The organism is Xanthomonas campestris pv. phormiicola, assembly GCA_025666215.1.
GTDB classification, from domain to species: Bacteria; Pseudomonadota; Gammaproteobacteria; order Xanthomonadales; family Xanthomonadaceae; genus Xanthomonas_A; species Xanthomonas_A campestris_A.
The window spans coordinates 380722-406753 of sequence record CP102593.1 but is presented as its reverse complement, the minus strand read 5'-3'; the positions used below and the strand labels follow the sequence as shown (position 1 = coordinate 406753).

Below are 26032 nucleotides of genomic sequence, written 5' to 3'. Positions count from 1 at the left end.
TATAACACTTCAATGCCGGAGTCGCCGCCCATGAAATCCCTGCCCCAGCCGTTCTTCGATGCTTCAGCGGTGCTGCTGTCCGCGCTGTGCCTGCTGCACTGCCTGGCCCTGCCCCTGCTGGCCGCGGCCCTGCCCCTGTTCGGCGTGTGGGCGCAGGCCGAATGGGTGCATGCGCTGTTCGTGGCGATCGCGCTGCCCCTGGCCGGGCTGGCGCTGTGGCGTGCGCAGCGGCAGCGGCCGTTGCCGTGGCCGCTGTGGGCGATGGCCGGGCTCGGCCTGTGCGGCCTGCTGGCCGGCGCGATCGGATTCCCCAGCGCGCAGGCCGAAACCCCGGTCACCGTGATCGGCAGCCTGCTGCTGGCGAGCGCGCACCTGTGGAACTGGCGGCGCAGTGGGCATCGCCACGGCTAGCCGGGATTGGGAATTCGGGATTCGGGATTGGCAAAAGCGCAGATCGCGGCCTGCGGTTCGCTCCACCCCAATCCCGACTGTTCAACAGCCGAGTGGCTGGTCACCCCGCTCTTGCCGAACGTAGACCGTAAAACCGACCGCCCGCGACCCTGCGCTTCAACGAATCCCCAATCCCGAATCCCCAATCCCCGCTCTCAAAGCTCAAAGCCCAGCAGCAGAGGATCGTGATCGGAGCTGCGCCAAGGACCCGGCAGGTTGCGCTCGCGGTAGCCGTCTTCGTCGGGCGAGTCCGCATTGATGTGCCATTCGGCGGCGCCGCGCAGCAGCGGCGCCAGCGCCGGGCTCAGCAGGGCGTGGTCGAGACGGCCGCTGAGGCCGCGGTAGACGAAGCTGTAGGGCTGTTCGACATGCGCCTGCGCCAGCGCATCGCGCCAGCCGGCGTCGCGCAGCAGGCGCAGCGGGTCTTCCATCGCATAGGCGTTGAAGTCGCCGAGCAGCACGCTGGCATGGCTGCCGCTGCCGGTGGGATCGGTGCGCAGCCAGGCGTCCAGGCGCCGCGCCGATTCGGTGCGGGTGGCGTTCCAGCAGCCCTGGCCGTCGCCGCGGTCGGCATCGTCGCCGGTCGCGTCGCCGCAGCCCTTGGACTTGAAGTGGTTGGCGACGACCACGAACGGCTGTCCGTTGCCGCGCCGGAACGCCTGCGCCAGCGGCACCCGGCTGTGCGCGGCGAACGGGCCGCCTTCCAGCACCGCCGGCTTGCCCACCGGACTGACCCGCGAGGCGCGGTAGATCAGGCCGACCCGGATCGGGTTGTCGCCCGGGCCGCGCCCGGCATCGACGAAGCGCCAGTCGCCGCCGTCGCCGGCATTGAGCGCGGCGACCAACGCGGCGATCGCCGAAGTCGGTCCGTAGCCGTCGTTCTCCAGTTCCATCAGCGCGGCGACGTCGGCCTGCAGCGGACGGATGGCGGCGACCAGCTTGGCCAGCTGCGCCTGGAATTCGGCCGCGTTGCGCGCGCCGCGCAAGGTCGGGAAGCCGCCGCCGCGGCCATCGCCGTTGAAGAAGTTCTCCAGGTTGAACGCGGCCACGCGCAGCGTGCCGGCGACCTGCGGCGGTGCCGGTGCCGGCGGCGGCGTCAGTTGCAGCGGCGTGGTCGGATACAGCCGTGCCGCTCCCTCGACCACCCCGCCGACGATGCCTTCCACGCCTTGCAGGGTCGCGCCGGCGCGCGGCGCCGCGGCGGCCGCGCCGGTGCCCAGGTAGGCCGGCAGGCTGTCGGGCGCATGCGCGCCGACCTCGCCCAGGCGCAGCAGCCGGCGTGCGTTGTCGGCGTTCGCCGCGGCCAGCTCGGCACTGCCCGGTGCAGCGATTTCGCTGGGTTGCCACAGGCGCCCGCCGAAGGCGACACCGAGTTCGCCGGCCTTGGCCAGCGCGTCGGTATCGACCACGGTCAGCGGCGCATCGATGCGCACACGCATGCCGGCCAACGCGGACCAGTCGGCCGGTGCGGCGTCGAGCGCCTGCAGCGGCAGCGGCTGCGCGCGCGCCAGCACGGTGTGCCCGGCCTCGCGCACGCTGCGCCCGGCGAACGGCATGCCGGCCGGCGTCGCGCCCGGCGCACGCCGCGGCGCCAACTCGCCCCAGACCCGCACGCGATCGCCCGGCGCCAGCGTGGCGTCGGCATCGCCGCGCACCAGCAGCGCGTCGGCGGTGAGCGGATCGCCGTCGCCGGCATCCTGCACCAGATAGCCGTCGCCGCCGGCCTGCACGCGCGCGGTGACCACGCCTTCGAACACCACGCCCTGCGCGGTATCGGCCGGCCGCAACTGCCCGATCGGGAGCATCTGCGGCGGGGTCAGCGCATCGGCGGCGGGCACGCCGGCAAGCAGCAACAACGACAACATCGGGGGCAGTACGCGCATGCGATCACTCTCCTTAGCTCGCCGGCACGCGGCCGGCATCGAATACGAACGCGCCGCCCGGAGGCGGCGCTGAAACCCGCAGGATGCGCAGATTACTTCAGGTTGGACAGCATCCAATCGACCGTGGCGTGGATCTGCGCTTCGCTAAGCGCCGGATTGCCGCCCTTGGGCGGCATGATCCCGCCATCGGGGCCGGTGTAGCCCTCGATCGCGTGCTTGTACAGCGTGTCCTTGCCTTGCGCGATGCGCGCATCCCAATGCGCATGGTCCAGGGTCGGCGCCTTGCCGACGCCGGTGGTGTGGCAGGCGGTGCACAGGTTGTCGAAGATCACCTTGCCGTCGGTGGTGCCGCCGTAGGCGACCTGCGCCGAGGCCTTGGCCAGCGCCGCCGCCTGCGCGGCGGCCTGCGCCGCGGCGCCGGTACTGCCGGCGTAGACCGCGCCCGCCGGCGCGATGCGTTCCTCGGTGCGCTTGAGCGCCACCGGCGACACCTCCGGCGGGATCGCCCGCTGCAGGTAGGCCGCGAACGCGATCAGGCCGAGGGTGATGACGACCAACAGGCCGATCACCATCGAGAACCGCTTGAGAAATTCGAGGTCGTAATTCCGCACATCACACCCCTTTGGCACGTGGTGACCGGACCACCGCTACGCGGCCGAGTATAGCCAGCGTTTGCCGTGCACGGCAGCCCGGCGACGCGGCGGATCGCAGACGATGCGTGCTGCATCGCAGCAGTTGGACCGCGCGGAGGCATCGCCACCGCGACGCCGACTTCGGGCGCGGTCGGCGGATACCCGCACTTCCTGCAGCAGCTGGCGCGACGAACGCGCCTCGTGCCTTCCGGCCTGGGATGCCGTCGGGGCTGACGCCCTCCTGCAGGGCGACCGGCCCGCCTTCACAGTCCGGTGCAGCGAGCGAGACGTTGCGGCACAGGCCGCGTTGCGCCAAGCCGGTTCGCACCGCACCTGCCTGCGCGATTGGAGGACCGTGGCGACGCGCGTGCCGCTATGGCGCCTGCGCGCTGCCGACCGCGCGCAGGCAGAAACCGCACACCGCTTCGACCAGGCGTTCGCTGTCGCGCGGGCCATCGCGGCTGGGCGCGGTCGGCCCGACCAGGGCTTCGGTATAGGCGCCGACCAGGCAGGCCGCGGCCGCGTCCAGGTCCTGCGCCGGGAATTCGCCGGCGGCCACGCCATCGGCCAGGATGCCCTTGAACAGGTCGCCGAACAGGCGCCGGCAGCGGATGCGCTCGGCGTCCACCTCCGGCTCCACCGGTTCGGCGATGAAGGCATAGGCCAGCCCGGGCCCGGCCAGCGCGCGGCGCACGAACGAGGCGATCGCCGCACGCAGGCGCTGCGCCGCCGGCGCCGGTTCGGCGGCGATGCCGCGCAGGATCGCCAGTTCGTGGTCCACCGCCGCGGTCAGCACTTCCACGAACAGCTCGGCCTTGGACGGGAAGTGGCGGTAGATCAGCCCGGTGGACACCCCGGCCTCGGCCGCCACCGCGGTCACCGGTGCGCCGCGGAAGCCGCCGGCCGCGACCAGCCGCCGCGCCGCCAGCAGGATCCGCTGGCGGTTGCCGGCAAGGCGTTCTTCCATCAGGGCGGAGCGTTTGTAGGCCATGCGGTGATTCTATGTTCAATTAATGAATTATTGTTCACTTCTTTGCCGTTCCCGGCTACGCTGGCGTCCATTCCCCGGCGCCGCCTGGATTCTAGGCGCCCCATCCGCCGCACGCCCGCCTTCCGGAGCCCGCCCGCCATGCTGATGCCGTCGTTGAATTTCGAACTGGGGGAGGACATCGACCTGCTGCGCGACACCGTGGCCGCCTTCGCCGCGCGCGAGATCGCGCCGCTGGCCGAACAGGCCGACCGCGACAACGCGTTCCCGGCGCCGCTGTGGCGCAAGCTGGGCGAACAGGGCCTGCTCGGGTTGACCGTGGAAGAGGAGTACGGCGGCAGCGCGATGGGCTACCTGGCGCACGTGGTGGCGATGGAGGAGATCTCGCGCGCCTCCGGCGCGATCGGCCTGTCCTACGGCGCGCATTCGAACCTGTGCGTGAACCAGCTGCGCAAGAACGGCAGCGAAACGCAGAAGGCACGCTACCTGCCCCGGCTGTGCAGCGGCGAACACGTCGGCGCGCTGGCGATGAGCGAGCCGGGCGCCGGTTCGGACGTGGTGTCGATGAAGCTGCGCGCCGAGCTGCGCGGCGACCGCTACGTGCTCAATGGCAACAAGATGTGGATCACCAACGGCCCCGATGCCGACGTGCTGGTGGTCTACGCCAAGACCGACCCGGCCGGCGGCGCGCGCGGCATCACCGCGTTCCTGGTCGAGAAGGGCATGCCCGGCTTCAGCACCGCGCAGAAGCTGGACAAGCTCGGCATGCGCGGCTCCAACACCTGCGAGCTGGTGTTCCAGGACTGCGAGGTGCCGGTGGAGAACGTGCTGGGCAGCGTCGGCGGCGGCGTGCGCGTGCTGATGTCGGGCCTGGACTACGAGCGGCTGGTGCTGTCCGGCGGCCCGCTGGGGCTGATGGCCGCGGCGATGGACGTGGTGCTGCCGTACGTGCACGAGCGCCGCCAGTTCGGCGAGGCGATCGGCAGCTTCCAGCTGATGCAGGGCAAGCTGGCCGACATGTACGTGGGCCTCAATGCCTGCCGCGCCTACGTGTATGCGGTGGCGCGCGCCTGCGACGCCGGCCGCACCACCCGCCAGGACGCCGCCGGCGCGATCCTGTACGCCGCCGAGAAGGCGACCTGGCTGACCGGCCAGGCGATCCAGGTGCTGGGCGGCAACGGCTACATCAACGACTACCCGACCGGACGCCTGTGGCGCGACGCCAAGCTGTACGAGATCGGCGCCGGCACCTCGGAAATCCGCCGCATGCTGATCGGCCGCGAGCTGTTCGAGCGGACCAAGTGATCCCTTGTGGGAGGGGTTTCAACCCCGACGCCTTTTCGGCAAGGCCACGTCGGGGCTGAAACCCCTCCTACAGAAACTGCCTTTCCTCTTCTCCTCCACGGTCCCATGCCATGAGCGTGATCCAGACCCAACTGCAACCCGGCAGCGACGCCTTCGCCGCCAACGCCGCGGCGCTGCGCGCGGTGGTCGACGACCTGCAACAGACCCAGGCGCGCATCGCCCAGGGCGGCAGCGCCGCCGCACGCACCAAGCACCAGGCGCGCGGCAAGCTGCTGGCGCGCGAGCGCATCGACGCGCTGCTCGACCCGGGCAGCGCCTTCCTGGAAATCGCCCCGCTCGCCGCGCTGGGCCTGTACGCCGACGAGGTGCCGTGCGCCGGCGTGGTCGCCGGCATCGGCCGCGTGTCCGGGGTGGAATGCGTGATCGTCGCCAACGACGCCACGGTCAAGGGCGGCACCTACTACCCGATGACGGTGAAGAAGCATCTGCGCGCGCAGGAGATCGCGCAGCAGAACCGGCTGCCGTGCATCTACCTGGTCGATTCCGGCGGCGCGTTCCTGCCGCTGCAGGACGAGGTGTTCCCCGACCGCGACCATTTCGGCCGCATCTTCTACAACCAGGCCAACCTGTCGGCGCAGGGCATCGCCCAGATCGCCTGCGTGATGGGTTCGTGCACCGCCGGCGGCGCCTACGTGCCGGCGATGAGCGACGAGACGGTGATCGTGCGCGAGCAGGGCACCATCTTCCTCGGCGGCCCGCCGCTGGTGAAGGCGGCCACCGGCGAGGAAGTCAGCGCCGAGGAGCTGGGCGGTGCCGACGTGCACACGCGCATCTCCGGCGTGGCCGACCATTTCGCCGACAACGACCTGCAGGCGCTGGCGCGGGTACGCGCGATCGTGGCCCGACTCAACTGGCGCAAGCCCGTGCCGGCCCTGGCGCTGCGCGCGCCGGAGCCGCCGCTGTATCCGGCCGAGGAGCTGTACGGGGTGATCCCGGCCGACCCGCGCAAGCCGTTCGACGTGCGCGAGGTGATCGCGCGGATGGTCGACGGTTCGCGCCTGGACGAGTTCAAGGCGCGCTACGGCACCACCCTGGTCACCGGCTTCGCGCACCTGCACGGCTATCCGGTCGGCATCGTCGCCAACAACGGCATCCTGTTCTCCGAGTCGGCGCTGAAGGGCGCGCATTTCATCGAACTGTGCGCGCAGCGCGGCATCCCGCTGGTGTTCCTGCAGAACATCACCGGCTTCATGGTCGGGCGCAAGTACGAGCACGGCGGCATCGCCAAGGACGGGGCCAAGCTGGTGATGGCGGTGGCCTGCGCGAAGGTGCCCAAGTTCACGGTGGTGATCGGCGGTTCGTTCGGCGCCGGCAACTACGGCATGTGCGGCCGTGCGTATTCGCCGAATTTCCTGTGGATGTGGCCGAACGCGCGCATCGGGGTGATGGGCGGAGAACAGGCGGCGAGCGTGCTGGCGACGGTGCGCCGCGACGGCATCGAAACCAGGGGCGGCAGTTGGCCGGCCGAGGACGAGACGACGTTCAAGACGCCGATCCGCGAGCAGTTCGAACGCCAGGGCCATCCATACTACGCGAGCGCGCGGCTGTGGGACGACGGCATCATCGATCCGGCGCAGACGCGGCGAGTACTGGGGCTTGGGCTGTCGGCGGCGTTGAACGCGCCGGCGGAACCGACCCGGTTCGGGGTGTTCCGGATGTGAGCGGGCGCGACCGCCCTGCTTTGCACGCATCGCGGTCGGCGGTCGTCCCACCGACCGTGGCCGACAGCTCTGCTGTTGCTGTTGCTGTTGCTGTTGCTTCTGCTGTTGCTGTTGCTTCTGCTGTTGCTTCTGCCGTTGCCGTTGTTTCTGCTGTTGCTGTCGCCTTTGCTTTGCTTTTGATCTACGGGGTCCCCTCAGCGCGGCAGACCCGGCGGGCGAATACCCGAAGGGCGGCGCGCAGGATGCGCGACGTTTTTCGCTGGCACATGGATGTGCCATCGAAAAATGCCCGTCGGGGCTGCGGACCCGGAGCGCGTAGCGCGGAGGGCGCGCTGCGGGGTGTGCTTTCTTTTGGTTACTTTTCTTTGCACAAGCAAAGAAAAGTGACCCGCGCCAGCGGAAGCTCCTGCTCTTGCTTCAAAGCTTCAAAACACCAATGCCAGAACCAAGATAACGGCAAACGCAAAGGCAAAAGCTTTCGCCTTACGGCGAGTCACTTTTCTTTGCTCGCGCAAAGAAAAGTAACCAAAAGAAAGCGCGCCCTGCCTCGCGCCCTCCGCGCTGCGCGCTCCGGGTCCGCGTCCATACCGGGGATTCGCGGAAGGGGCATCCTGCCCCTGCCGCGAACGGCGCACATCCTTGTGCGCCGCCCCTTCGGGGTTTTTCCCCGGCATGGCCGCCGCTTCGGAAGGGAACCCGGTAAGTCAAAAGCAATGGCAACAGCAATGGCAACAACAACAGCAACAGCAACAGCAACAGCCAAAGCAACTGCAACTGCAACTGCAACTGCGCAAGCCACACACGACACCCCTTCTCCAGGCAACTGACCATGGCCACGCCCGACCTGCCGATGTTCGACAAGATCCTGATCGCCAATCGCGGCGAGATCGCCTGCCGCGTGATCGCCACCTGCCGCACACTCGGTATCGCCAGCGTCGCCGTCTACTCCGATGCCGACCGCGACGCCCGCCACGTGCGCCTGGCCGACGAAGCGATCCACATCGGCGCCGCAACCGCGCGCGACAGCTACCTGCGTGGCGAACGCATCCTCGACGCCGCCCTGGCAACCGGCGCGCAAGCCATCCACCCCGGCTACGGCTTCCTCTCCGAGAACGCCGACTTCGCCGAGGCCTGCGCCGCGCGCGGCATCGTGTTCATCGGGCCGCCGCCGGCGGCGATCCGCGCCATGGGCGACAAGAGCGCGGCCAAGGCGCTGATGCATGCCGCCGGCGTGCCGCTGACCCCGGGCTACCACGGCGAACGCCAGGAACCGGAGTTCCTGCGCGAACAGGCCGACGCCATCGGCTATCCGGTGCTGATCAAGGCCAGCGCCGGCGGCGGCGGCAAGGGCATGCGCCGGGTCGACCGCAGCGAGGAGTTCGTCGCCGCCCTGGCCGCCTGCCAGCGCGAAGCGCAGGCCGCGTTCGGCAACGCCCACGTGCTGGTGGAGAACTACGTGCTGCGACCGCGGCATATCGAGATCCAGGTCTTCGGCGACACCCATGGCGAACTCGCCTACCTGTTCGAACGCGATTGCTCGGTGCAGCGCCGCCACCAGAAGGTGCTGGAGGAAGCGCCGGCGCCGGGCATGCGCGGCGAACGCCGCGCGGCGATGGGCCAGGCCGCGGTGGACGCCGCGCGCGCGGTCGGCTATGTCGGCGCCGGCACGGTGGAATTCATCGTCGCGCCCGACGGCGCGTTCTACTTCATGGAAATGAACACGCGGCTGCAGGTGGAACATCCGGTCACCGAGTGCATCACCGGTACCGACCTGGTCGAGTGGCAGCTGCGCGTGGCCGCCGGCCAGCCGTTGCCCAAACGCCAGCACGAACTGGCGATCCGCGGCCACGCGCTGGAAGCGCGGCTGTACGCCGAGGATCCGGCCCGCGGCTTCCTGCCCTCGACCGGCACGCTGCAGCATCTGCGCCTGCCGGCGGCCGACGCACATACCCGCGTCGATGCCGGCGTCGAACAGGGCGACGTCATCGGCCCGCACTACGACCCGATGATCGCCAAGCTGATCGTCTGGGACGAGACCCGCGAACGCGCGCTGCGGCGCATGCACGCGGCGCTGGCCGCGTGCCAGGTGGTCGGCGTGGCCACCAATGCCGCGTTTCTGCAGCGCCTGATCGGCACCACGGCGTTCGCACAGGCCGACCTGGATACGGCGCTGATCGAGCGCGAGCATGCCGCGCTGTTCGACACCGCGCCGGCTACCGCCGAGCCGACCTGGACCCTGGCCGCGCTGGCCTGGCTGCTGCACGAGCGTGCCGACGCCGCGCAGCCGGGCGACCCGCATTCGCCCTGGGATCTGCGCGACGGTTGGCGCCTGGGCGAACGTGCGCCGCGCAGCCTGATGCTGCAGTCGGGCGAGGCACGCCGCACCTTGCGCGCGGCGGCAACCGACACGGGCTGGCGCATCCACGACAACGCCACCGATGCGGTGCTCTTCGCCGCCGGCAGCCTGCACGATGGCCGCCTGCAGGCGCGGCTCGAGGCGCAGCGGGTGCACGCCGACGTGGTGTTCGCCGGCAGCCGCCTGCATCTGTTCGTCGCTGGCCAGGCGCAGCTGTTCGACCTGCACGACCCGGTCGCCGAGGCCGACCAGCCGATCGCCGATACCGGCGGCTTGACCGCCCCCATGCCCGGCCGCGTCGTCGCGCTGCTGGTCGCGCCCGGCACGCACGTGGCGCGCGGCACGCCGCTGCTGGTGCTGGAGGCGATGAAGATGGAGCACACCTTGCAGGCCCCCGCCGACGGCGTGGTGCACGGCTACCGCGTGCGCGAGGGCGAGCTGGTCGGCGACGGCGTGGCGCTGCTGGAGTTCGAGGCCGACTGAGCACGGGTCCGCGCGCCGGGCAGCGCGCACGCCTTGCAGAAGAGGCACTGACTGCTTTGCACCGTCGACCGCGCGCGATCGCACTTCGATGCGTGCGGTCGAGGCCAGCCGAGGCCGGCTGCAACGAGCGCACCGCGGCAGCGACCCCGGTCGCCATGCCGGCGCCGACGCGTCACACTCGGCGGACCCTCAGCCAACGCCGCCGCCATGAAACTCACCGCCCACGTTCTCGACGGCCACACCCTCGACGTGCGCCCGGCGCCGCGCGAGCGGCCGTGGATGGACCGCACCGACCAGCGCTACGCCTACCGCTGCCTGCCGCTGGACATCGCCAACGCGCACGGCTGGGAACTGCTGTGCCAGAGCGGGTTCGAGGCCGAATGGAACGGCGGCAACGCGCTCGACGCGATCCGCCTCCACGCCGACGCCGGCAGCCACGCACCGGCGGTCAGCCATTTCGGCTACGGCGTGCTCACCTTCCACGTGCCCTGCCTGTTCCGCACCGAGCCGGGCATGGACCTGTACGTGACCGCGCCGGTCAACCGGCCCAAGGACGGCATCGCCGGGCTGACCGGCCTGATCGAGACCGACTGGAGTCCCTACACCTTCACCATGAACTGGCAGTTCACCCGCCCCGGACGCGTGCGCTTCGACGCCGGCGAACCGTTCTGCCACTTCTTCCCGGTGCAGCGGCGGGTGCTGGCCGAGACCGAGCCGCGCTGGCAACCGCTGTCGCAGACCCCGGAACTGGAGCGCGACTACCAGGCCTGGATGCGCAGCCGCGGCCAGTTCCTGCACGACCTGGCGCAGGCCGATCCGGCGGCCCAGCGCGAGGGCTGGCAGCGCAGCTACTTCCGCGGGCCGGCGCCGGGGCAGTGCCCGGCCGGCATCGAGCATCGGGTCAAGCTGCGGCTGGCGCCGTTCGCCCGCGACGAGGGCGACAACTGAGCTGGCGTCAACGCATCGCGAAGGAATGTCGTTGCCCTGCGAGTGGCTGGCTGCGCGCAAGCATCTGCGCACAAGGTCCACTGTCGAAAACCGGCCTGCGAAGCCGCCTCGGTTCTTCCGTGATCTTCAACTGGCATCCGGGCCTTTGGCCGGCCTGCGCGGATGTAATCGAGGCAGTCGGACTGAGCCACGCCCTCGTTCACCCAGCGGCTCGGATCGGCGGCCAGTGATGCGCTCGCATGGACAAGTGCGTCTTGCGGATCGGCGAATGTCGCCACCGGCGCCTCGGGCCCGCCTGGCTGCAGAGAGGGGAAGTCGTACAGATCCAGGTGTTCCTCCTCGCCGATAGCCTCGACATCATGGACGCAGACCTCTATCGCTCCTTTCGAGGGGCGCAACTCGACCTGACGAATGCATCCTTTGTCATTGAGACTGCGGCCGAGGAACTGTTCAACGGACTTCCCGCGACGGAACGCTGCGGGGATATCGATCGTTGGAAGATATCGCACGATGGTCCAGCCCCTGGTTCGAGTCGCCTTGCAAAAGGATATCGGCTTGCGCAAGTGAAGCGCCCGCCCTAACGGCACCACTGCCGCTCGCACGGCACGCCATCGTGGTTGCCGTCCATCTGGACGCCGGGGCAGTTGCGCAGGAAATAGGTGGCCTCCTCGCACGAAGTCATCTGCGTACAGCGGGTGCGTCCGTCGCAATGGAAGCCCGGCTGCGGTACCGCCACGTTCGCGGCGGGCGCTACCGCGCTCGATGTCTGTGTCTGGATCGGTGCCTGAGTCATGATTGGAGCTGGCGTCGGCGTCGGCGTCGGTGGCGCTGCGACGCGGGGAGCGACCAGCCAATACGCACAGGCGCCGATACCGACCACCAGCAGCACCGCGAGCACGCGGCCGAAGGCACTGCGAGGCGGCGCATCGGCGGTGGCACGAGGCGCGGGCTTGGCCGCCGCGCGCCCCGGGCGCATCACCCGTACCGCGCGCGGTCGTCCTTCCGCGTCCTGTTCCAGATCGAACGAAATCAACTCGCCGAGCCGCGGCCGTATGCCGTCGCGCGGGAACGCGGCGATGTGCACGAACACCTCGGCATCGGCATGCGCCGAGCGCACGAAGCCGAAGCCCCGCTCCTCGTTCCATTTGATCAACGTCCCGTGCGTACGCATGCGATCACCGGAAAGACCGGAACTGGCAAACCGTCACTGCAGGCAACGGCAAGAATGCAGCGCAGCGGCCATGCCGGCGCCGGTCGCGATCGCAACGCAATGGCACCATGTGCTGTCGTCCTCCCTGACGCCGGATTGCGCAAGCCTGACACCGACCACGGTCCAGCGCCAGCAAATCGGCACGCGTGGCGGCCCGCCATTTTCCGTACGCCATCGTATTCGCTGCCACTGTTGCGGCATGCGTCACAGCGCCTGCGCCGCATCGGGGTTGTCTACTCCTTGCACCGGGGCGATCGACTAGAGTCGGGACCGTCGAGCAAGACGACGTCCGGCACCCGCGCGGCAGCGACACCGCCCGCCCCGCAGCATTCGTCCCCCGATGCCGCCTGCCAACGCAACACGCACCTTCTCGCTCGACGTAGGTCCAGTGCCATGGAATGCACGCCAGGTGGGCACGCCGCCCGCCTGGCGTGCGGCGGTAGGAATGCACCGCCACGATGCGCTGCTCCGATGGTGACAGCCAAGCGCGGACTCGCCGGCAATCACCGCTGCCGCGACGCGGCCTGCATCGAAACGAAGCGAGGACCTGCTAACGACGTGTTGCGGGTCAGGATGTTCTGCAGCCAGCGCCGATCCGATCGCGCTATCGAGAGCCACCGCCTGCCTTCTTTCGGAAGCAAAGACCAATCCCGGCGAGTCCGAAGCCTGCAATAGACACAGATAAGGCATAGAGCATCAGGACGATCATCCAATACTTCAAAGGTTGCTGCATGGAGACGGCGTGGACCTCACCCAACAGCCGGCCATTGAAGTGGACATATCCGGATTGGAGATCCTGACGCAATGCCCAGCCACCCATCGTGCCCAGGAGAAACATGAAGGAGCCGCCGGTAGCGAAGATCAGCGGGCTATGCTTCGGCGGCCGCAGGGTCCGAGCGATAGGCACCGCGACCAATATGGAAAGGACAAGGAACGCAATGAACATCAGCGAAAACGCCGCTCCAACCTCCGCGACACGCCAACCTGATCGACAACGACAGCCCGCTCACCCCTTCCCCACCGGCAACACCACATCCATCAGCGTCGCATCTTCCGGGTCCGGCGTGGCCTTGAAGCCCAGGTGTTCGCACATGGCGAGCATGGTGCGGTTCTCGCGCAGGACCTGGCCTTCGACGATATTGAGGCCGAGCCAGCGGGCGTATTCGATCATGATCCGCATCAGCTGCCAGCCGATGCCGTGGCCCTTGAGGTCGGAGCGGATCAGGATTCCGTATTCGCCGCGATCGTAATCGGCGTCGGCGTGCAGGCGCACTGCGCCGAGCATGTCGCCGGTCTTGGGCTCGATCGCCACCAGCGCGATCGAGCGGGCGTAGTCGAGCTGGGTCAGGCGCGCGATGAATTCGTGGCTGAAGTGCTTCACCGCCTGGAAGAAGCGCAGGCGCAGGTCCTCGTCGGTGACGCGGGCGAAGAAGCTGCGGAACAGCGCGTCGTCTTCCGGGCGCACCGGGCGCACGAAGGCGGCGGTGCCGTCGTTGAGCACGATGCGCCGCTCCCATTCCTTGGGATACGGAAAGATCGCGAAGCGCGGGTGGCCGCGGCCCTTGTGCAGGCGCCGCGACGGCGCCACCGCCACGCGGGCGTCGACCGCGATCACGCCGTCGCGGTCGGCCAGCAGCGGGTTGATGTCCAGTTCGCGGATTTCCGGCAGGTCGGCGGCCAGTTGCGCGAGCTTGACCAGCACCATCGCCACCGCGCGCTCGTCGGCCGCGGGCACGTCGCGGTAGGCCTTGAGGATACGGCTGACGCGGGTGCGGCCGATCAGTTCGTGGGCCAGGCGCAGGTCCAGCGGCGGCAGCGCCAGCGCCTTGTCGTCGATCACCTCCACCGCGGTGCCGCCACGGCCGAACACGATCACCGGGCCGAAGGTGGGGTCGTCGGCGATGCCGGCGATCAGTTCGCGCGCCTTCGGTCGCAACAGCGTGGGCTGCACCAGCACGCCGTCGATGCGCGCGTCCGGACGCGCGGCGCGCGCGCGGGCGAGGATGCCTTCGGCGGCGTCGCGCACCGCCTGCGCGCTGACCAGGTTCAGGCGCACGCCGTCCACGTCGGACTTGTGCGGGATATCGGCCGAATGGATCTTCACCGCGACCGCCAGGCCTTGCGCCAGCATCGGCGCCGCCGCCAGCGCGGCGTCGGCGGCGCTGGCGGCATGCACCACCGGCGCGGTGGGGATGCCGTAGGCGGCGAGCAGGCGGGTGGTGGCGAGCGGATCCAGCCAGGTCTGCCCGGCGGCCAGCGCGGCGTCGACGATGCCGCGCGCGGTGGCCGCGTCGAACACGAAATCCTCGGGCAGGCTGGGCGGGGTCTCCATCAGCGCCGCCTGCGCTTCGCGGTAGCGCACCAGGTGCATGAAGCCGCGCACCGCGTCGGCCTCGGTGGCGTAGGTGGGAATGTGCGCGGCGTTGAGTGCGGCGGTGGCGCTTTCGTCGTTGCCCAGCCACACCGCGAACACCGGCTTGTCGCGGTGGTGGCGCGGGCGCAGGCCGAGGGTGCGGGTCAGCGCCTGCGCCGCGTCGGCCGAGGAGGTGAACGCGGTCGGCACGTTGACCACCAGCACCGCGTCGTTCTCCGGATCGGCCAGCAGCGCTTCGGCGGCGGCGGCATAGCGCTCGCCGTCGGCGTCGACCACGATGTCCACCGGGTTGGCGTGCGACCACTCCTGCGGCAGCGCCTGCTCCAGGCGTTGCAGGGTCTGCGGCGACAGCGCGGCCAGGGTGCCGCCGAGGTCGGCGAGCGTGTCCACCGCCAGGCGGCCGACGCCGCCGCCGTTGCTGAGGATGGCCAGGCGCCGGCCAGGGAAGGTGCTGAGCCGGCCCAGGGTCTCGGCCGCGGCGAACAGTTCGTCCAGCGCGCGCACGCGCAGCAGGCCGGCGCGGGCGAAGGCGGCGCCGTAGACCGCGTCGGAACTGGCCAGCGCCTGCACGTGGGTGTCGGCAGTGGGATCGATGCGCAGCAGGCGCCCGGATTTCACCACCACCACCGGTTTGGCGCGCGCCGCGGCGCGCGCGGCGGACATGAACTTGCGCGCGTCGTGGATGTGTTCGACGTACAGCAGGATGGCGCGGGTGCGGTAGTCGGTGGCGAAGTAGTCGAGCAGGTCGCCGAAGTCCACGTCCAGCGCATCGCCCAGCGACACCACCGCGGAGAACCCGACCGAGCGCGCCACGCCCCACTCCACCAGCGCCGCGGCGATGGCGCTGGATTCGGAGACCAGCGCCAGGTCGCCCGGTTGCGGGCAGTGCGCGGCGATGCTGGCGTTGAGCTTGGCGTGCGGGGCGATCACGCCCAGGCAATGCGGGCCGAGGATGCGCAGGCCCTTGGCGCGCGCGGCCGCCTCGACCCGCGCTGCGGCCGAGCCCGGGCCTTCGCCCAGCCCGGCGGTGAGGATGATCGCCGCGGCGACGCCGCGCCGCGCGGCGATGGCGACGATGCGCGGCACGATCCGTGCCGGCGCGGTGATGACCACCAGGTCCGGCACCCACGCCAGATCGGTGAGCCGGCGCACGGTGGGCACGCCGTCGATCTCGCGGTAACGCGGGCTGACCCAGCCGATCTGCCCGGGGAATCCGGCGGCGCGCAGGTTGCGCACCACCGCGCGGCCGGCCGAGCGCTCGCGCGGACTGCCGCCGACGATGGCGACCGAGGCGGGGCGGAACACGGACTGCAGGTGGTAGGTGCTCATGGCGGGCGCGGGGCGGGCAAGCGGTGCGACCACGGTACACGGGTGATGCTGGCGCGGGGATGATCGGGGAATGCGGACGCGCCGCGGCCTGCCGCGAAGCGGCTTGGGCCGATGCGGGAAAGACGGTGGGTTCCGACGTCCGCGCGTCGGGGCTGAAGCCCCTCCCGCAGTGCACCGGACGCTGGCCGCAGGTTCTGTGGGAGCGACTTCAGTCGCGACGAACGAAGCGGGGGACGCTTGCCGACGTCGCGCCTTGTCGGCGCCGCTGGCCCGAGGCCGCCAAGGCGCCCCACCCCCGGCCCGCCCGGCATCCTGACCCTGCCGAAGGTCAGCGCCGCCTGCGCCCTACCCCCCATCCGGGTAAGCGGACGGTCGCGCGACGGCCGCATACTATTGCGATGGAGACGACTCGTGCATAGCGGCGGCCTGGAACTGGCGCTGGTGCTGCTGCTGGCCGCGGTGATCGCGGTGCCGGTGTTCAAGCGCCTGGGCCTGGGCGCGGTGCTGGCCTATCTGGCCGCGGGCGTGGTGCTGGGTCCGGACGGGCTGGGCTTCGTGCAGGACACCGACCGCATCCTCAACGCCGCCGAGATCGGCGTGGTGATGCTGCTGTTCCTGATCGGCCTGGAGCTGTCGCCGGCGCGACTGAAGCTGATGCGGCGCGCGGTGTTCGGCGCCGGCACCGCGCAGGTGGCGCTGACCGCGTTGCCGCTGGGCGTGCTGCTGCTGTGCCTGGATTTGAACTGGAAGAGCGCGCTGGTGGTGGGCCTGGCGCTGGCGCTGTCGTCCACCGCGGTGGGCCTGCAGCTGCTGGCCGAGCGCAAGGCGCTCAACAGCGATTACGGTCGGCTCGGTTTCGCGATCCTGCTGTTCCAGGATCTGATCGCGATCCCGCTGCTGGCCGCGATCCCGCTGCTCGGCGGCGCCAAGAACGACACCCTGACCTGGACCGAAGTGGCGCAGGCGCTGGGTGCGCTGACGGTGGTGGTGCTGTGCGGCCGCTTCGCGCTGCGCCACCTGTTCCGCATGGTGGCGCGCACGCGCATGCCCGAGGTGTTCACCGCCAGCGCGCTGCTGGTGGTGCTGGGCAATGCGTGGTTCCTGCAGAAGGCCGGGCTGAGTCCGAGCCTGGGCGCGTTCCTGGCCGGGGTGCTGCTGGCCGATTCGGAATTCCGGCACGAACTGGAGGCGCAGATCGAGCCGTTCCAGGGCCTGTTGCTGGGCGTGTTCTTCATCGCCGTGGGCATGGGCATCGACCTGGACCGCATCGTCGCCGAGCCGTGGCTGATCGCCGGCGGCGTGGCCACCCTGCTGCTGGTCAAGTTCAGCCTGCTGGTCGGCATCGGCCGGGTGGCGCGGCTGCCGCTGCGCAGCGCGTTGCTGCTGGGCAGTTTGTTGTGGCTGGGCGGCGAGTTCGCCTTCGTGGTGTTCACCGAAGCGCAGCGCGTGCAGTTGCTCGACGACGCCAACCACGACCGCCTGGTCGCGGTGGTCGGCGTGTCGATGGCGCTGACCCCGCTGCTGCTGATCGGCATCCAGCGCCTGCTCGACCGCGGCGAGGCGGCCAAGGCCAGGCGCACGCCGCCCCCGGCCGCCCAGTACGACACCGTGGACGAGCAGCGCGCGCAGGTGCTGATCGCCGGCATGGGCCGCTTCGGCCAGATCGTGGCGCGCCTGCTGACCGCGCAGCGCATCCCGTTCGTGGCGCTGGAGCACAACCCGGACACGGTGGAAGACCTGCGCCGCTTCGGCAACAAGATCTACTACGGCGACCCCAGCCGCCCGGACCTGCTGCGCGCGGCCGGCAGCGATGGCATCCGCGTCTTCGTGGTGGCGATGGACGACCCGGAGACCAACATCAAGACCACACGGCTGATCCGCCGCCTGTATCCGAAGGCGCAGGTGCTGTCGCGCGCGCGCAACCGCCAGCACGCCTGGCGGCTGATGGACCTGGGCGCCGAACCGTTCCGCGAGGTGTTCGCCTCCAGCCTGGAACTGAGCGAAAAGGTGTTGGTGAACCTGGGCCTGAGCGAGGACACCGCCCGCGACCGCATCGCCCGCTTCCGCCAGCACGACGAACAGCTGCTGCGCGCGCAACACCTGGTGTACGACGACGAGGCGGCGGTGGTGCAGACCTCGCGCGCCGCACGCGCGGACCTGATGCAGCTGTTCGAGGCGGATGTGAGCGAGGCGCCTGGGGAAGCGGCGGAGGGTAATGCGGCGGCGAAGACGCCGTCGTAGTGGCGGGCATGGGGATGTTGGTGATGCGGCGCTTGCGCGGCTTATGCGACACAGGGACGGGCGGCAGATGTGCCGGCCACGGCAGTGCCGGATGCCGGCCGGATCCTTGCTTCGTTCGTCGCGGCTGAAGCCGCTCCCACAGGACTTGCGGCCAGCTTGCCGGGTGCTGTGGAAGGGAATCCTGATGGCCTCGGGCCATCGGCCCCGACAGAATCCGAAACCTGGACGACTCCGCCGCTTCGTTCGTCGCGACTGAAGGGCACCTCTAATAACCTCGATTCTAAAAATTTCGCACTATGCGCATCAATGACTTGCGAGCGTTTTAGTCGAGTTTTTTGGGGTTATTAGAGGTGCCCTGAAGTCGCTCCCACAGGACTTGCGGCTCACGTGCCGCGTGCACTGTGGGAGGGACTTCAGTCCCGACTGCAGCCAAGTCCTCGTCGCGACGGATCGCCCAAGGCCATCCGAGGCCGCTTTCCCCAGGCGAAGCGCATTGCTGATCAGCGCTTCGTCCCAGCGCGTTTAGCCAGCGTCGCAGGCGGCTTCTTCGTCGCGCGCTTGCTCACTTTTCCGGAAGAGGATTTGACTGCCTTCTTGGGCGTGGCCGTCTTCTCGCCTTCTGGCGTCTTTTTACCCTCGGTCGCCTTCGTAACCTTGGCCGCCTTCTTGACCGCCTTTTTGGCCGAAGCAGCGCCGGCCGCAGCGACTTTCCTGGGCGCGGCAGCGCCAGCCGCCTTGGCCTTGGACGCGGCCGGCTTGGCCGTCGCCAGGCGCTTCGGCGGCGCAGCGGACTTGGCCTCGGCGCCGGCTTCCGGCGGGCGCCGCGGCGGTGGGCGGCGGCCGGCGGTGAGGGTGCGCCAGCTGTGGCCGCCGTTGAGCGCGAGCAACGCATCGGCCGCGGCCGGGCCGGCGCTGCCGGCCGGATATTGCGCCACTTCGTCGGCCGAGGCCTGCCAGGCATCGAGGATCGGCTGCACGATGCGCCAGGCCGCCTCGACCATCGTCGCGTCCTGGAACAGGCCGGCCTCGCCGTTCATGCAGTCCTGCAGCAGGCGTTCGTAGCCCACCGTGTATTCCTTCGGGAACCAGTCGCGGTAGCGGAAGTCCATGCGCACCGGCGCCAGGCTGACCCGCGCGCCCGGACGCTTGACGTCGAACTGCAGCGAGATGCCCTCGTCGGGCTGGATGTGCAGCACCAGCCAGTCGGGACCATAGCCGCCGATCTCGGCGCTGCGCAGCGGCGCCAGCGGCGCCGGCTTGAAGCGGATCGCGATCTCGGTGGTGCGTTCGCGCAGGCGCTTGCCGGTGCGCAGGTAGAACGGCACGCCGGCCCAGCGCCAGGTGTCGACCTGCAGCTTCATCGCCACGTAGGTCTCGGTGTTGGAATCGGCCGGCACCGTGTCTTCCTCGCGGTAGCCGGGCACCGCGTTGCGCCCGATCGCGCCGGCCGCGTACTGGCCGCGCACCACGTCGGCCGGGGCCAGCGGCCGCACCGCCTCGATCACCTCGGCGCGCCGGCGCAGCATCGACGCAGGCGTGAACGCCGCCGGCGGTTCCATCGCGATCATCGCCAGCAGCTGGAACAGGTGGTTGGGCACCATGTCGCGCAGGCAGCCCGTCGGATCGTAGAAGCCGCCGCGCCCTTCCACGCCGATGGTCTCGGCGGCGGTGATCTGCACGTGGTCGATGCGGTCGCGGTTCCACACCGGCTCGAACAGGCCGTTGGCGAAACGGAAGGCGAGGATGTTCTGCACCGTCTCCTTGCCCAGGAAATGGTCGATGCGGAACACCTGGTCCTCGTCGAGCACGCGGCCGACGATGGCGTTGAGGTCCTTGGCGCTGCGCAGGTCGTGGCCGAACGGTTTCTCCACGATCACCCGGCGCCAGCCGCCGCCGGCGTGCTGCTTGACCAGCCCGGCCGCGCCCAGCTGTTCGATCGCCGGGGCGAAGAAGCGCGCCGCGGTGGCCAGGTAGAACAGCACGTTGCCGCAGGTCTGGTATTGCGCGTCGTACTTGGCGATCACCTCGCCCAGCGCGCGATAGGTCGCCGCAGCGGCGAAGTCGCCGCGCAGGTAGTGCAGGCGCGTGCGCAGCCAGGTCCACACGTCTTCATCCAGGCCGTCGGCCTTGAACTCGGCGTCGCGGTCGGCCATCAGTCCGTGCAGGGAATTGCCGAGCATGCGCCGCCAGCTGTTCTCGCTGATGTCGCCATGGTCCACGCCGATCACCGCGAACTGCTCGGGCAACGCGCCGCTGCGGCGCAGGTTGTACAGCGCCGGCAGCACCAGGCGCCGGGTCAGGTCGCCGCGCGCGCCGAAGACCACGATCAGGCAGGGCGGGGTGGTTTGCGTCGCATCGCTCATGAATGGGTTTCCTGTTCGCCGAGTAAGCCATGCAGGCGCATCGCGGCGTGGACCAATGCCACGTGCGAGTAGCCCTGCGGAAAGTTGCCGAGCATGCGGCCACTGCGCGGATCGTATTCTTCGGCCAGCAGGCCGACGTCGTTGCACAGGCCGAGCAGGCGCTCGAACAGCGCGCGCGCCTGCGCGGTGCGGCCGAGCAATGCGTAGTTCTCCACCAGCCAGAAGCTGCAGGCGAGGAAGGTGCCCTCGCCCGCCGGCAGGCCGTCGCCGCTGCCGTCGTCGGCGCGGTAGCGCTCGACCAGGCCGTCGATGCTCAGCTGCTGCGCGATCGCATCGGCGGTGGCGGCCACGCGCGGATCGTCCGCCGGCAGGAAGCCGACCAGCGGGATCAGCAGCGTCGCCGCGTCCAGGCGGTCGCTGCCGTAGCTCTGCACGAAGTGGCCATCGCGATGCACGCCCTGCGCCAGCACCTGCGTATGCACTTCGTCGGCCAGCGCGCGCCAGTGCGCGCGCTGCGCGGCGTCGGCGTCGGTGACCCCGTCGCGCGCGCCGCAGTCGAACGCCAGCCATGCCATCACCTTGGAATGCACGAAGTGGCGGCGCCGGTCGCGGATCTCCCAGATGCCTTCGTCCGGCTCGCGCCAGCGCTGCTCCAGCACTTCCAGCAGCTGCCGCGCCAGCGAGCGGCCATGCACCGCGGTGGCCATGCCTTCCTGGTGCCCGCGATGGAAGGCGCCGATCACCTCGCCGTACACGTCGAGCTGGAACTGGCCAGCGGCGGCGTTGCCCACCCGCACCGGCAACGCGCCTTCGTAGCCGGGCAGCCACTCCACTTCCCATTCGGGCATGCGCCGTTCGCCGCCGATGCCGTACAGCGCCTGCACCTGGTCCGGCGAGCCGGCCACGGTGCGTTGCAGCCAGCCATGGAAGGCGGCCGCTTCGTCGGAATAGCCGGCGGCGCGCAACGCGGTCAGGGTGAACACCGCATCGCGCAGCCAGCAGAAGCGGTAGTCCCAGTTGCGCTCGCCGCCGAGGCGTTCCGGCAGCGAGGTGGTAGGCGAGGCGACGATCGCGCCGGTGGGCAGGTAGCTCAGGCCCTTCAGCACCACCAGCGAGCGCCGCACCGCCTCGGTCCACGGACCGGCATCCACGCAGCGGTGCGACCAGGCGTGCCAGAACGCCTCGGTCTGCGCCAGCGCCTGTTCCGGCGCCAGCGGCGGCGGCAATTCCAGGTGCGAAGCGCCGTGGCTGAGCACGAACCAGGTGCTGTCGCCGGGCTCCAGGGTGACGTCCGCCTCGGTGGCGAAGCCGTGGCCATGCATCGGCTGCGGGCTGCGCAGCGCGATCTGGTCGGGCCCGGCGATCGCCTGCAGGCCGCCCTCGATCTGCGACACCCACGGAACGGTGCGGCCGTAGTTGAAGCGCAGCTGCAGTTGCATGCGCAGCGGCACCCGGCCGCGCAGCCCGCGCACGATGCGCACCACTTGGTTGTGCGGCACCTCGTCGTGGCTGGCGGCCATGAAATCCAGCACCGCCACCGCGCCATCGTCGGTCTCGAACGTGGTCTCCAGCACCAGGCTGCCGTCGCGGTAGCGGCGCGTGCTGCGGAACTCGCCGACCGGCGCGATCGACCAGCGCCCATGTTCCGGCGTGCCCAGCAGGGCCGCGAACAACGCATCGGAATCGAAGCGCGGCAGGCAGAGCCAGTCGATCGATCCATGCCTGTCCACCAACGCCGCGCTGCGGCAGTTGCCGAGCATGGCGTAGTCCTCGATGCGTGCTGCCATGGGTACCGCTCTCCGCGCTTGCCGGCGCGCATTGGCGCACCAAACCGTCAGTTTCCCATGGCAAATGTTTGCAAAAGCTGACGGCGGCGTTGCGGCGGATGGCAACCGGTCGCGGTCCCGAGGCTTGCATCCGGCGCGACCTCGTGTCGCACCTGGCGGCCCGGGCCATCCGGCGGCGCAGGCGCAGGCGCCCGATGCGCTGTGAGGTTGCGTGGTGGTTCTGCTTTACCGCGTCGGTCTGAGTGCAGCAGTTGCCCTTCTCCCACCGGGACCATGCCCCCCTCCGGCGGAAAGCGCCCGCCGGGCGGATGAGGGGACGCGCGTTGCCTTCTGCGAGATCCTGACGTCGGCTCAGCGGCCTTCGCGCAGGAAGCGGGCCATCGACGACACGCCCGGCAACGCCGGCTGGAACTGGCCGGCGACGTCGACGAAGCCGCGCATCACCGCGATCTCGCGCGGCGGGCGGTTCAAGGTATCGCGCAGGTCCGGGTCGGCGCCGGCGCGCAGCAGGCGCTGCACCAGCAGCGGCAGGCCGTGCAACGCCGCCAGGTGCAGCGGGCCGAAGCCGCGCGGGTCCTGCACGTCCAGGCTCACCTCTTCGTCGAGCAGGCGCTCCACCCCGGCCAGCACCACCGGCTCTTCGCAGGCGGTACCGGGTTCGGCGCGCGCGCCGAGCAGCAGCAACAGCGGGGTCACCCCGCCGGCGGCGCCGCGGTCGGCTTCGGCGCCGGCCAGCAGCAAGGTGTCCAGCAACGCCAGCAGGCGCGACTTGTCGCGCGCGGTGAAACCGTACAGCGCGGCGCAGTGCAGCGGCGCCAGCTGTTGCGCGTCGCCGGCATGCACGTCGGCGCCGGCGGCCAGCAGGCGCGCGGCGATGTCCGGCAGGCCCAGCGCGCAGGCCAGCATCAGCACGGTGACGCCGCCGGGCAGGCGGTGTTCGATCTGCGCGCCGGCGGCCAGCAGCGCGGCGACGATCTCGGTCTGGCGCATGCTCACCGCCGCCGACAACGGCGTGGCGCCGCTGGCCGCGGCGTGCTGCAGGTCGGCGCCACGCGCCAGCAACAGGTCCACCGCCGCGGCATGGCCGCCGCCGGCGGCGCGCAGCAACGCGGTGCAGCCCTGCGCGTCGATCGCGTCCACCGCCAGGCCCAGGTCGATCAGGCGGCGGATCGCATCGGCATCGCCGACCATCGCCGCGGCCGGCAGGTCGGCCTCGCGCAGCGGGCGCCGCGGCAACGGCCAGATCCGCCAGTCCAGCCAGTCGGCCAGGTCGCGGCGGCCGCTGGCCAGGGCCACGCCCAGCGGCGTCTGGCCGTCGGCGGCACGCGCCTCCGGCGAGGCGCCCTGCTGGATCAGCAGCTTCAGCGAGGCCTCGCGGCCCAGCGCGGCGGCCAGGTGCAGCGCGGTCATGCCGTGGCTGTCGCGCGCCTCGCGGTCGGCGCCGCGTTCGAGCAATTGCAGTTGCAGGCGCAGCCAGCCCAGGCGCACCGCCAGCGACAGCGGCGGGTCGCCGGCCGGCGACGGCGCGAACGGGTCGGCGCCGCGTTCCAGCAGTTCCAGCGCGAACTGCTCCAGCGCGCGCGAGGCGTGGTCGTGCTGCGCACAGGCGGCGAGCAGCCGGGTCAGGCCGCCGCGGCCGGCCGGCGACACGCCCTGGCGCAGCATCGCCTGCAGGCTGGGCACCGCTTCCACGCCGCGCGAGAGCAGCGCGAACATCGGCGTGTCGCCGCAGGCGTCGAGCACTTCCGGCGCGGCGCCATGCGCCAGCAGCCAGTCCACCGCCTGCGGGTTCAGCGCCAGGTGCGGATCGTGCAGCAGCGCGCCCAGTTCCTCGGCCGCGCACAGCCGCGCCAGCGCCGCCAGGCCGTCGCGCTGGCCCAGTTGCAGGCCTTCGCGCAGCAGTTCCAGCGGCGGCCGGTCGGGCAGGCTGGCGCTGCCGACCTCGCCCTGGCCGTCGCTGACCGCGGCCGGCAGCGGGTAGTCCGGGTCCAGCGCGGACACGATCGCCCAGCGCCCGGCCTCTGCGGCCAGATCGACCGCGCGGCGTCCGCTCTGGTCCGGCTGCGCGGCGGCGATACCCAGTTCCAGCAGGCGCCGGATCAGCCCGGGCGAGACCTGGTCGGCGGTGCAGGCCAGCAGCACCGCGTTGCGGCCGTCGCCATCGACCGCCGTGAGGTCGGGCTTGTGCGGCAGCAGGTGTTCCAGCACCGCGACGCGGCCATGCCGCGCCGCTTCCAGCCACGGCGTGCGGCCCAAGGCATCGCGCGCTTCCAGGTTGGCGCCGGCGCCGAGCAGCGCATCGACGATCTCCACGTGCCCGGCCTGCGCCGCCTCGTGCAGGGCGCTGCGGCGCTGGCGGTCGCGCGCATCGACCCGCGCCTTGTGCTTGAGCAGCAGCTGCACGCCGGCCGGATCGTCTTCCTCGGTACCGGCGGCGGCCAGCAGCACCGGGCTGCCGTCGGCCGGCTCGGGCTTGGCGCCGCGCTCGAGCAGGAACTTGCCCATGCGCCAGTTGCCGACGTGGCAGGCCACCGCCAGCGGGGTCAGGCCGTCGCGGTTCAGCGCGTCCAGCTCGGCCGCGGCATCGCGCAGCAAGGCCGCCACGCCCGGATCGGAACTGCGCGCGGCGTGGTGCAGCGGCGTGTTGCCGTCGCTGTCGCTGGCGCGCGGATCGGCGCCGTTGGCGAGCAGGGTCATCACCGCCTCGGGACGGCCGTGCCAGCTGTCGCGGGTGGCGGCCAGCAGCGGGGTCATGCCCAGGTGCGGCTGGTTGACGTCCACCCCGCGCACGATCAGCTCGCGCAGCAGGCGCAGGTCCGGCAGCACCGCGGCCAGCACCGGCAGGCTGCGCTGGTCGCGCCAGTCCGGCGCCGGCAGCGCATGCGGGTCGGCGCCGGACTGCAGCAGCTGCAGCGCGCGGTCCACGCGGCCGCCGCGCGCGGCGGCGTACAGCGCCGCATGCAGTTCGTCCGCCGCCGGCGCCGCTTCGTCCTCGCGCGGCGCGGCCTTGGCGCTCAGTTCGGCGAACAGGTCCGCCGAGGTCGCCCGCACCGGCAGCGCCTGCGGCGGCGCCACGCGCTGCAGCAGGGCATGCAGCAGCGGCGACAGCAGCGCATAGGCCAGCGCCAGCGGCCAGCGCGCCGCGGCGGCCAGCAATCCGGGCCAGGCCAGCAGCACGCCCACCCCGGCCAGCAGCAGCACCAGCGCCGCCACCGCCAGGCCGCGCCAGGCCTGCACGTCCTGCTGCGCCAGCGCATGCCAGCGCGCGCCCAGCGCGCCGCCCTCGCATTCGCTGCCGTGCCACAGCGGCCAGGTGCGCCACAGCCCGAGCAGCGCCGCGCTGGCGGCCACGCTCAGGGCCAGGGCGGCGGCCAGGCTGCCGCTGTCGCGCAGCGCCGCCAGCGGCCAGGCCACCAGCAGCGCGACCAGGCCCAACCCGCCGGCCCACAGCGCCAGCAGCGGCAGCAGTTCGCGGCCCAGCGCCGCCAGGCTGGCCGGCCGCGGCCGGCTGCCGCGGGACCAGGACAGCGCCAGCGCGAACGCCGGCTGCGCCAGCCACGCGCCCAGCGCCGCGGCCAGCGGGCCGAACCCGGCGACCAGCGCCAACAGCGCGCCCAGCGCGGCGGCGATCCAGGGAGCGCGCGCGCGGAAGGGGGATTCAGTCATCGTGTCGATCGGTCCGGCCGTCGGGCAGCGGCGGCAATTGCAGATGGAAGCCGCAGCCGGCCAGGTTCGCGCGTACCGCCGCGGGGTCGGTCCGGGCCAGGGTGCGCTCGGCGGTCAACGCCACGTCCAGCACGAACACCAGCGGCTGCAACGACGCCAGCAGCGGCGGCGGCAGACAGCCGAAGTCGTCGCGCTTGGCGAGGTAGAGATAGGTGTCCGGCTTGCGTTGGCTTTTGTAGACGTAGGCTTGCATGCCCGTGGCGTGCGCCTGGCGTGGAAAGGCAAGCGATTGTGGA

General features: G+C 71.0%; 18 protein-coding genes. 8 read left to right on the top strand and 10 right to left on the bottom strand.

Annotated elements, in window-relative coordinates; translation table 11 throughout:
* The first annotated feature begins 30 nt into the window (after positions 1–30).
* Positions 31–411, top strand: coding sequence for a MerC domain-containing protein (locus tag NRY95_01610; GenBank protein UYC16708.1), 381 nt, complete (start codon positions 31–33; stop codon positions 409–411).
* Positions 412–605: 194 nt separating this feature from the next.
* On the opposite strand, the gene NRY95_01605 is transcribed toward NRY95_01610, so the two are convergent.
* The 3 genes from NRY95_01605 to NRY95_01595 form a co-directional block, all read right to left on the bottom strand.
* Positions 606–2333 carry an ExeM/NucH family extracellular endonuclease gene (locus NRY95_01605; protein ID UYC16707.1) on the bottom strand — a complete coding sequence of 576 codons (1728 nt, stop codon included), beginning with the start codon at positions 2331–2333 and terminating at the stop codon, positions 606–608.
* Positions 2334–2425: 92 nt separating this feature from the next.
* A complete protein-coding gene (locus NRY95_01600) occupies positions 2426–2944 on the bottom strand; it encodes a c-type cytochrome (protein ID UYC16706.1) in 519 nt (172 codons plus the stop codon).
* A 394-nt stretch (positions 2945–3338) separates the two neighbouring features.
* Entirely contained in the window at positions 3339–3956 is a 618-nt protein-coding gene (locus tag NRY95_01595) for a TetR/AcrR family transcriptional regulator (protein UYC16705.1), read from the bottom strand.
* A 138-nt stretch (positions 3957–4094) separates the two neighbouring features.
* On the opposite strand from NRY95_01595, the gene NRY95_01590 reads away from it, so the two are divergent.
* From NRY95_01590 to NRY95_01565, 6 genes are all read left to right on the top strand, one after another.
* Positions 4095–5258, top strand: a complete 1164-nt coding sequence (locus NRY95_01590; protein UYC16704.1) for an isovaleryl-CoA dehydrogenase — start codon at positions 4095–4097, stop codon at positions 5256–5258.
* Positions 5259–5368: 110 nt separating this feature from the next.
* Positions 5369–6979 (top strand): methylcrotonoyl-CoA carboxylase, encoded by a 1611-nt coding sequence (locus NRY95_01585; GenBank protein ID UYC16703.1) that lies wholly within the window; start codon positions 5369–5371, stop codon positions 6977–6979.
* Between the two features lie 56 nt (positions 6980–7035).
* Complete coding sequence (locus NRY95_01580) at positions 7036–7806, top strand: hypothetical protein (GenBank protein UYC16702.1); 771 nt, start codon at positions 7036–7038, stop codon at positions 7804–7806.
* Between the two features lie 2 nt (positions 7807–7808).
* Entirely contained in the window at positions 7809–9818 is a 2010-nt protein-coding gene (locus NRY95_01575) for an acetyl/propionyl/methylcrotonyl-CoA carboxylase subunit alpha (protein UYC16701.1), read from the top strand.
* Between the two features lie 207 nt (positions 9819–10025).
* A complete protein-coding gene (locus NRY95_01570; protein UYC16700.1) occupies positions 10026–10766 on the top strand; it encodes a DUF6065 family protein in 741 nt (246 codons plus the stop codon).
* A gap of 239 nt (positions 10767–11005) precedes the next feature.
* Positions 11006–11347: a hypothetical protein gene (locus NRY95_01565; GenBank protein UYC16699.1), complete on the top strand. Its 342-nt coding sequence runs from the start codon at positions 11006–11008 to the stop codon at positions 11345–11347.
* On the opposite strand, the gene NRY95_01560 is transcribed toward NRY95_01565, so the two are convergent.
* The 3 genes from NRY95_01560 to NRY95_01550 form a co-directional block, all read right to left on the bottom strand.
* Positions 11344–11937: an excalibur calcium-binding domain-containing protein gene (locus tag NRY95_01560; protein UYC16698.1), complete on the bottom strand. Its 594-nt coding sequence runs from the start codon at positions 11935–11937 to the stop codon at positions 11344–11346. The genes NRY95_01565 and NRY95_01560 overlap by 4 nt on opposite strands.
* Before the next feature lie 643 nt (positions 11938–12580).
* Positions 12581–12922, bottom strand: a complete 342-nt coding sequence (locus NRY95_01555) for a hypothetical protein (protein ID UYC16697.1) — start codon at positions 12920–12922, stop codon at positions 12581–12583.
* 60 nt (positions 12923–12982) lie between these two features.
* On the bottom strand, positions 12983–15679 hold the full coding sequence (locus tag NRY95_01550) for a bifunctional acetate--CoA ligase family protein/GNAT family N-acetyltransferase (protein UYC16696.1): 2697 nt from the start codon (positions 15677–15679) through the stop codon (positions 12983–12985).
* Positions 15680–16090: 411 nt separating this feature from the next.
* On the opposite strand from NRY95_01550, the gene NRY95_01545 reads away from it, so the two are divergent.
* A complete protein-coding gene (locus tag NRY95_01545) occupies positions 16091–17920 on the top strand; it encodes a monovalent cation:proton antiporter-2 (CPA2) family protein (GenBank protein UYC16695.1) in 1830 nt (609 codons plus the stop codon).
* A 500-nt stretch (positions 17921–18420) separates the two neighbouring features.
* Here NRY95_01545 and zwf read toward each other — a convergent pair whose 3' ends face one another.
* The 4 genes from zwf to NRY95_01525 form a co-directional block, all read right to left on the bottom strand.
* Positions 18421–20283: a glucose-6-phosphate dehydrogenase gene (gene zwf / locus NRY95_01540; GenBank protein UYC16694.1), complete on the bottom strand. Its 1863-nt coding sequence runs from the start codon at positions 20281–20283 to the stop codon at positions 18421–18423.
* Complete coding sequence (locus NRY95_01535; GenBank protein UYC16693.1) at positions 20280–22070, bottom strand: glycoside hydrolase family 15 protein; 1791 nt, start codon at positions 22068–22070, stop codon at positions 20280–20282. Before NRY95_01535 ends, zwf begins: the two co-directional genes overlap by 4 nt.
* Positions 22071–22421: 351 nt before the next feature.
* Positions 22422–25736 carry an ankyrin repeat domain-containing protein gene (locus NRY95_01530; protein UYC16692.1) on the bottom strand — a complete coding sequence of 1105 codons (3315 nt, stop codon included), beginning with the start codon at positions 25734–25736 and terminating at the stop codon, positions 22422–22424.
* A complete protein-coding gene (locus tag NRY95_01525; protein ID UYC16691.1) occupies positions 25729–25989 on the bottom strand; it encodes a YcgL domain-containing protein in 261 nt (86 codons plus the stop codon). The genes NRY95_01530 and NRY95_01525 overlap by 8 nt, the downstream gene beginning before the upstream one ends.
* Between the last annotated feature and the right edge of the window lie 43 nt (positions 25990–26032).

Excerpts from the sequence above, each read along its gene's own strand:
- NRY95_01610 (UYC16708.1), top strand. The coding sequence starts at position 31 with ATGAAATCCCTGCCCCAGCCGTTCTTCGATGCTTCAGCGGTGCTGCTG.
- NRY95_01605 (UYC16707.1), bottom strand. The coding sequence starts at position 2,333 with ATGCGCGTACTGCCCCCGATGTTGTCGTTGTTGCTGCTTGCCGGCGTG.
- NRY95_01595 (UYC16705.1), bottom strand. The coding sequence starts at position 3,956 with ATGGCCTACAAACGCTCCGCCCTGATGGAAGAACGCCTTGCCGGCAAC.
- NRY95_01590 (UYC16704.1), top strand. The coding sequence starts at position 4,095 with ATGCTGATGCCGTCGTTGAATTTCGAACTGGGGGAGGACATCGACCTG.
- NRY95_01585 (UYC16703.1), top strand. The coding sequence starts at position 5,369 with ATGAGCGTGATCCAGACCCAACTGCAACCCGGCAGCGACGCCTTCGCC.
- NRY95_01575 (UYC16701.1), top strand. The coding sequence starts at position 7,809 with ATGGCCACGCCCGACCTGCCGATGTTCGACAAGATCCTGATCGCCAAT.
- NRY95_01570 (UYC16700.1), top strand. The coding sequence starts at position 10,026 with ATGAAACTCACCGCCCACGTTCTCGACGGCCACACCCTCGACGTGCGC.
- NRY95_01565 (UYC16699.1), top strand. The coding sequence starts at position 11,006 with ATGGACAAGTGCGTCTTGCGGATCGGCGAATGTCGCCACCGGCGCCTC.
- NRY95_01560 (UYC16698.1), bottom strand. The coding sequence starts at position 11,937 with ATGCGTACGCACGGGACGTTGATCAAATGGAACGAGGAGCGGGGCTTC.
- NRY95_01555 (UYC16697.1), bottom strand. The coding sequence starts at position 12,922 with ATGTTCATTGCGTTCCTTGTCCTTTCCATATTGGTCGCGGTGCCTATC.
- NRY95_01550 (UYC16696.1), bottom strand. The coding sequence starts at position 15,679 with ATGAGCACCTACCACCTGCAGTCCGTGTTCCGCCCCGCCTCGGTCGCC.
- zwf (UYC16694.1), bottom strand. The coding sequence starts at position 20,283 with ATGAGCGATGCGACGCAAACCACCCCGCCCTGCCTGATCGTGGTCTTC.
- NRY95_01535 (UYC16693.1), bottom strand. The coding sequence starts at position 22,070 with ATGGCAGCACGCATCGAGGACTACGCCATGCTCGGCAACTGCCGCAGC.
- NRY95_01530 (UYC16692.1), bottom strand. The coding sequence starts at position 25,736 with ATGACTGAATCCCCCTTCCGCGCGCGCGCTCCCTGGATCGCCGCCGCG.
- NRY95_01525 (UYC16691.1), bottom strand. The coding sequence starts at position 25,989 with ATGCAAGCCTACGTCTACAAAAGCCAACGCAAGCCGGACACCTATCTC.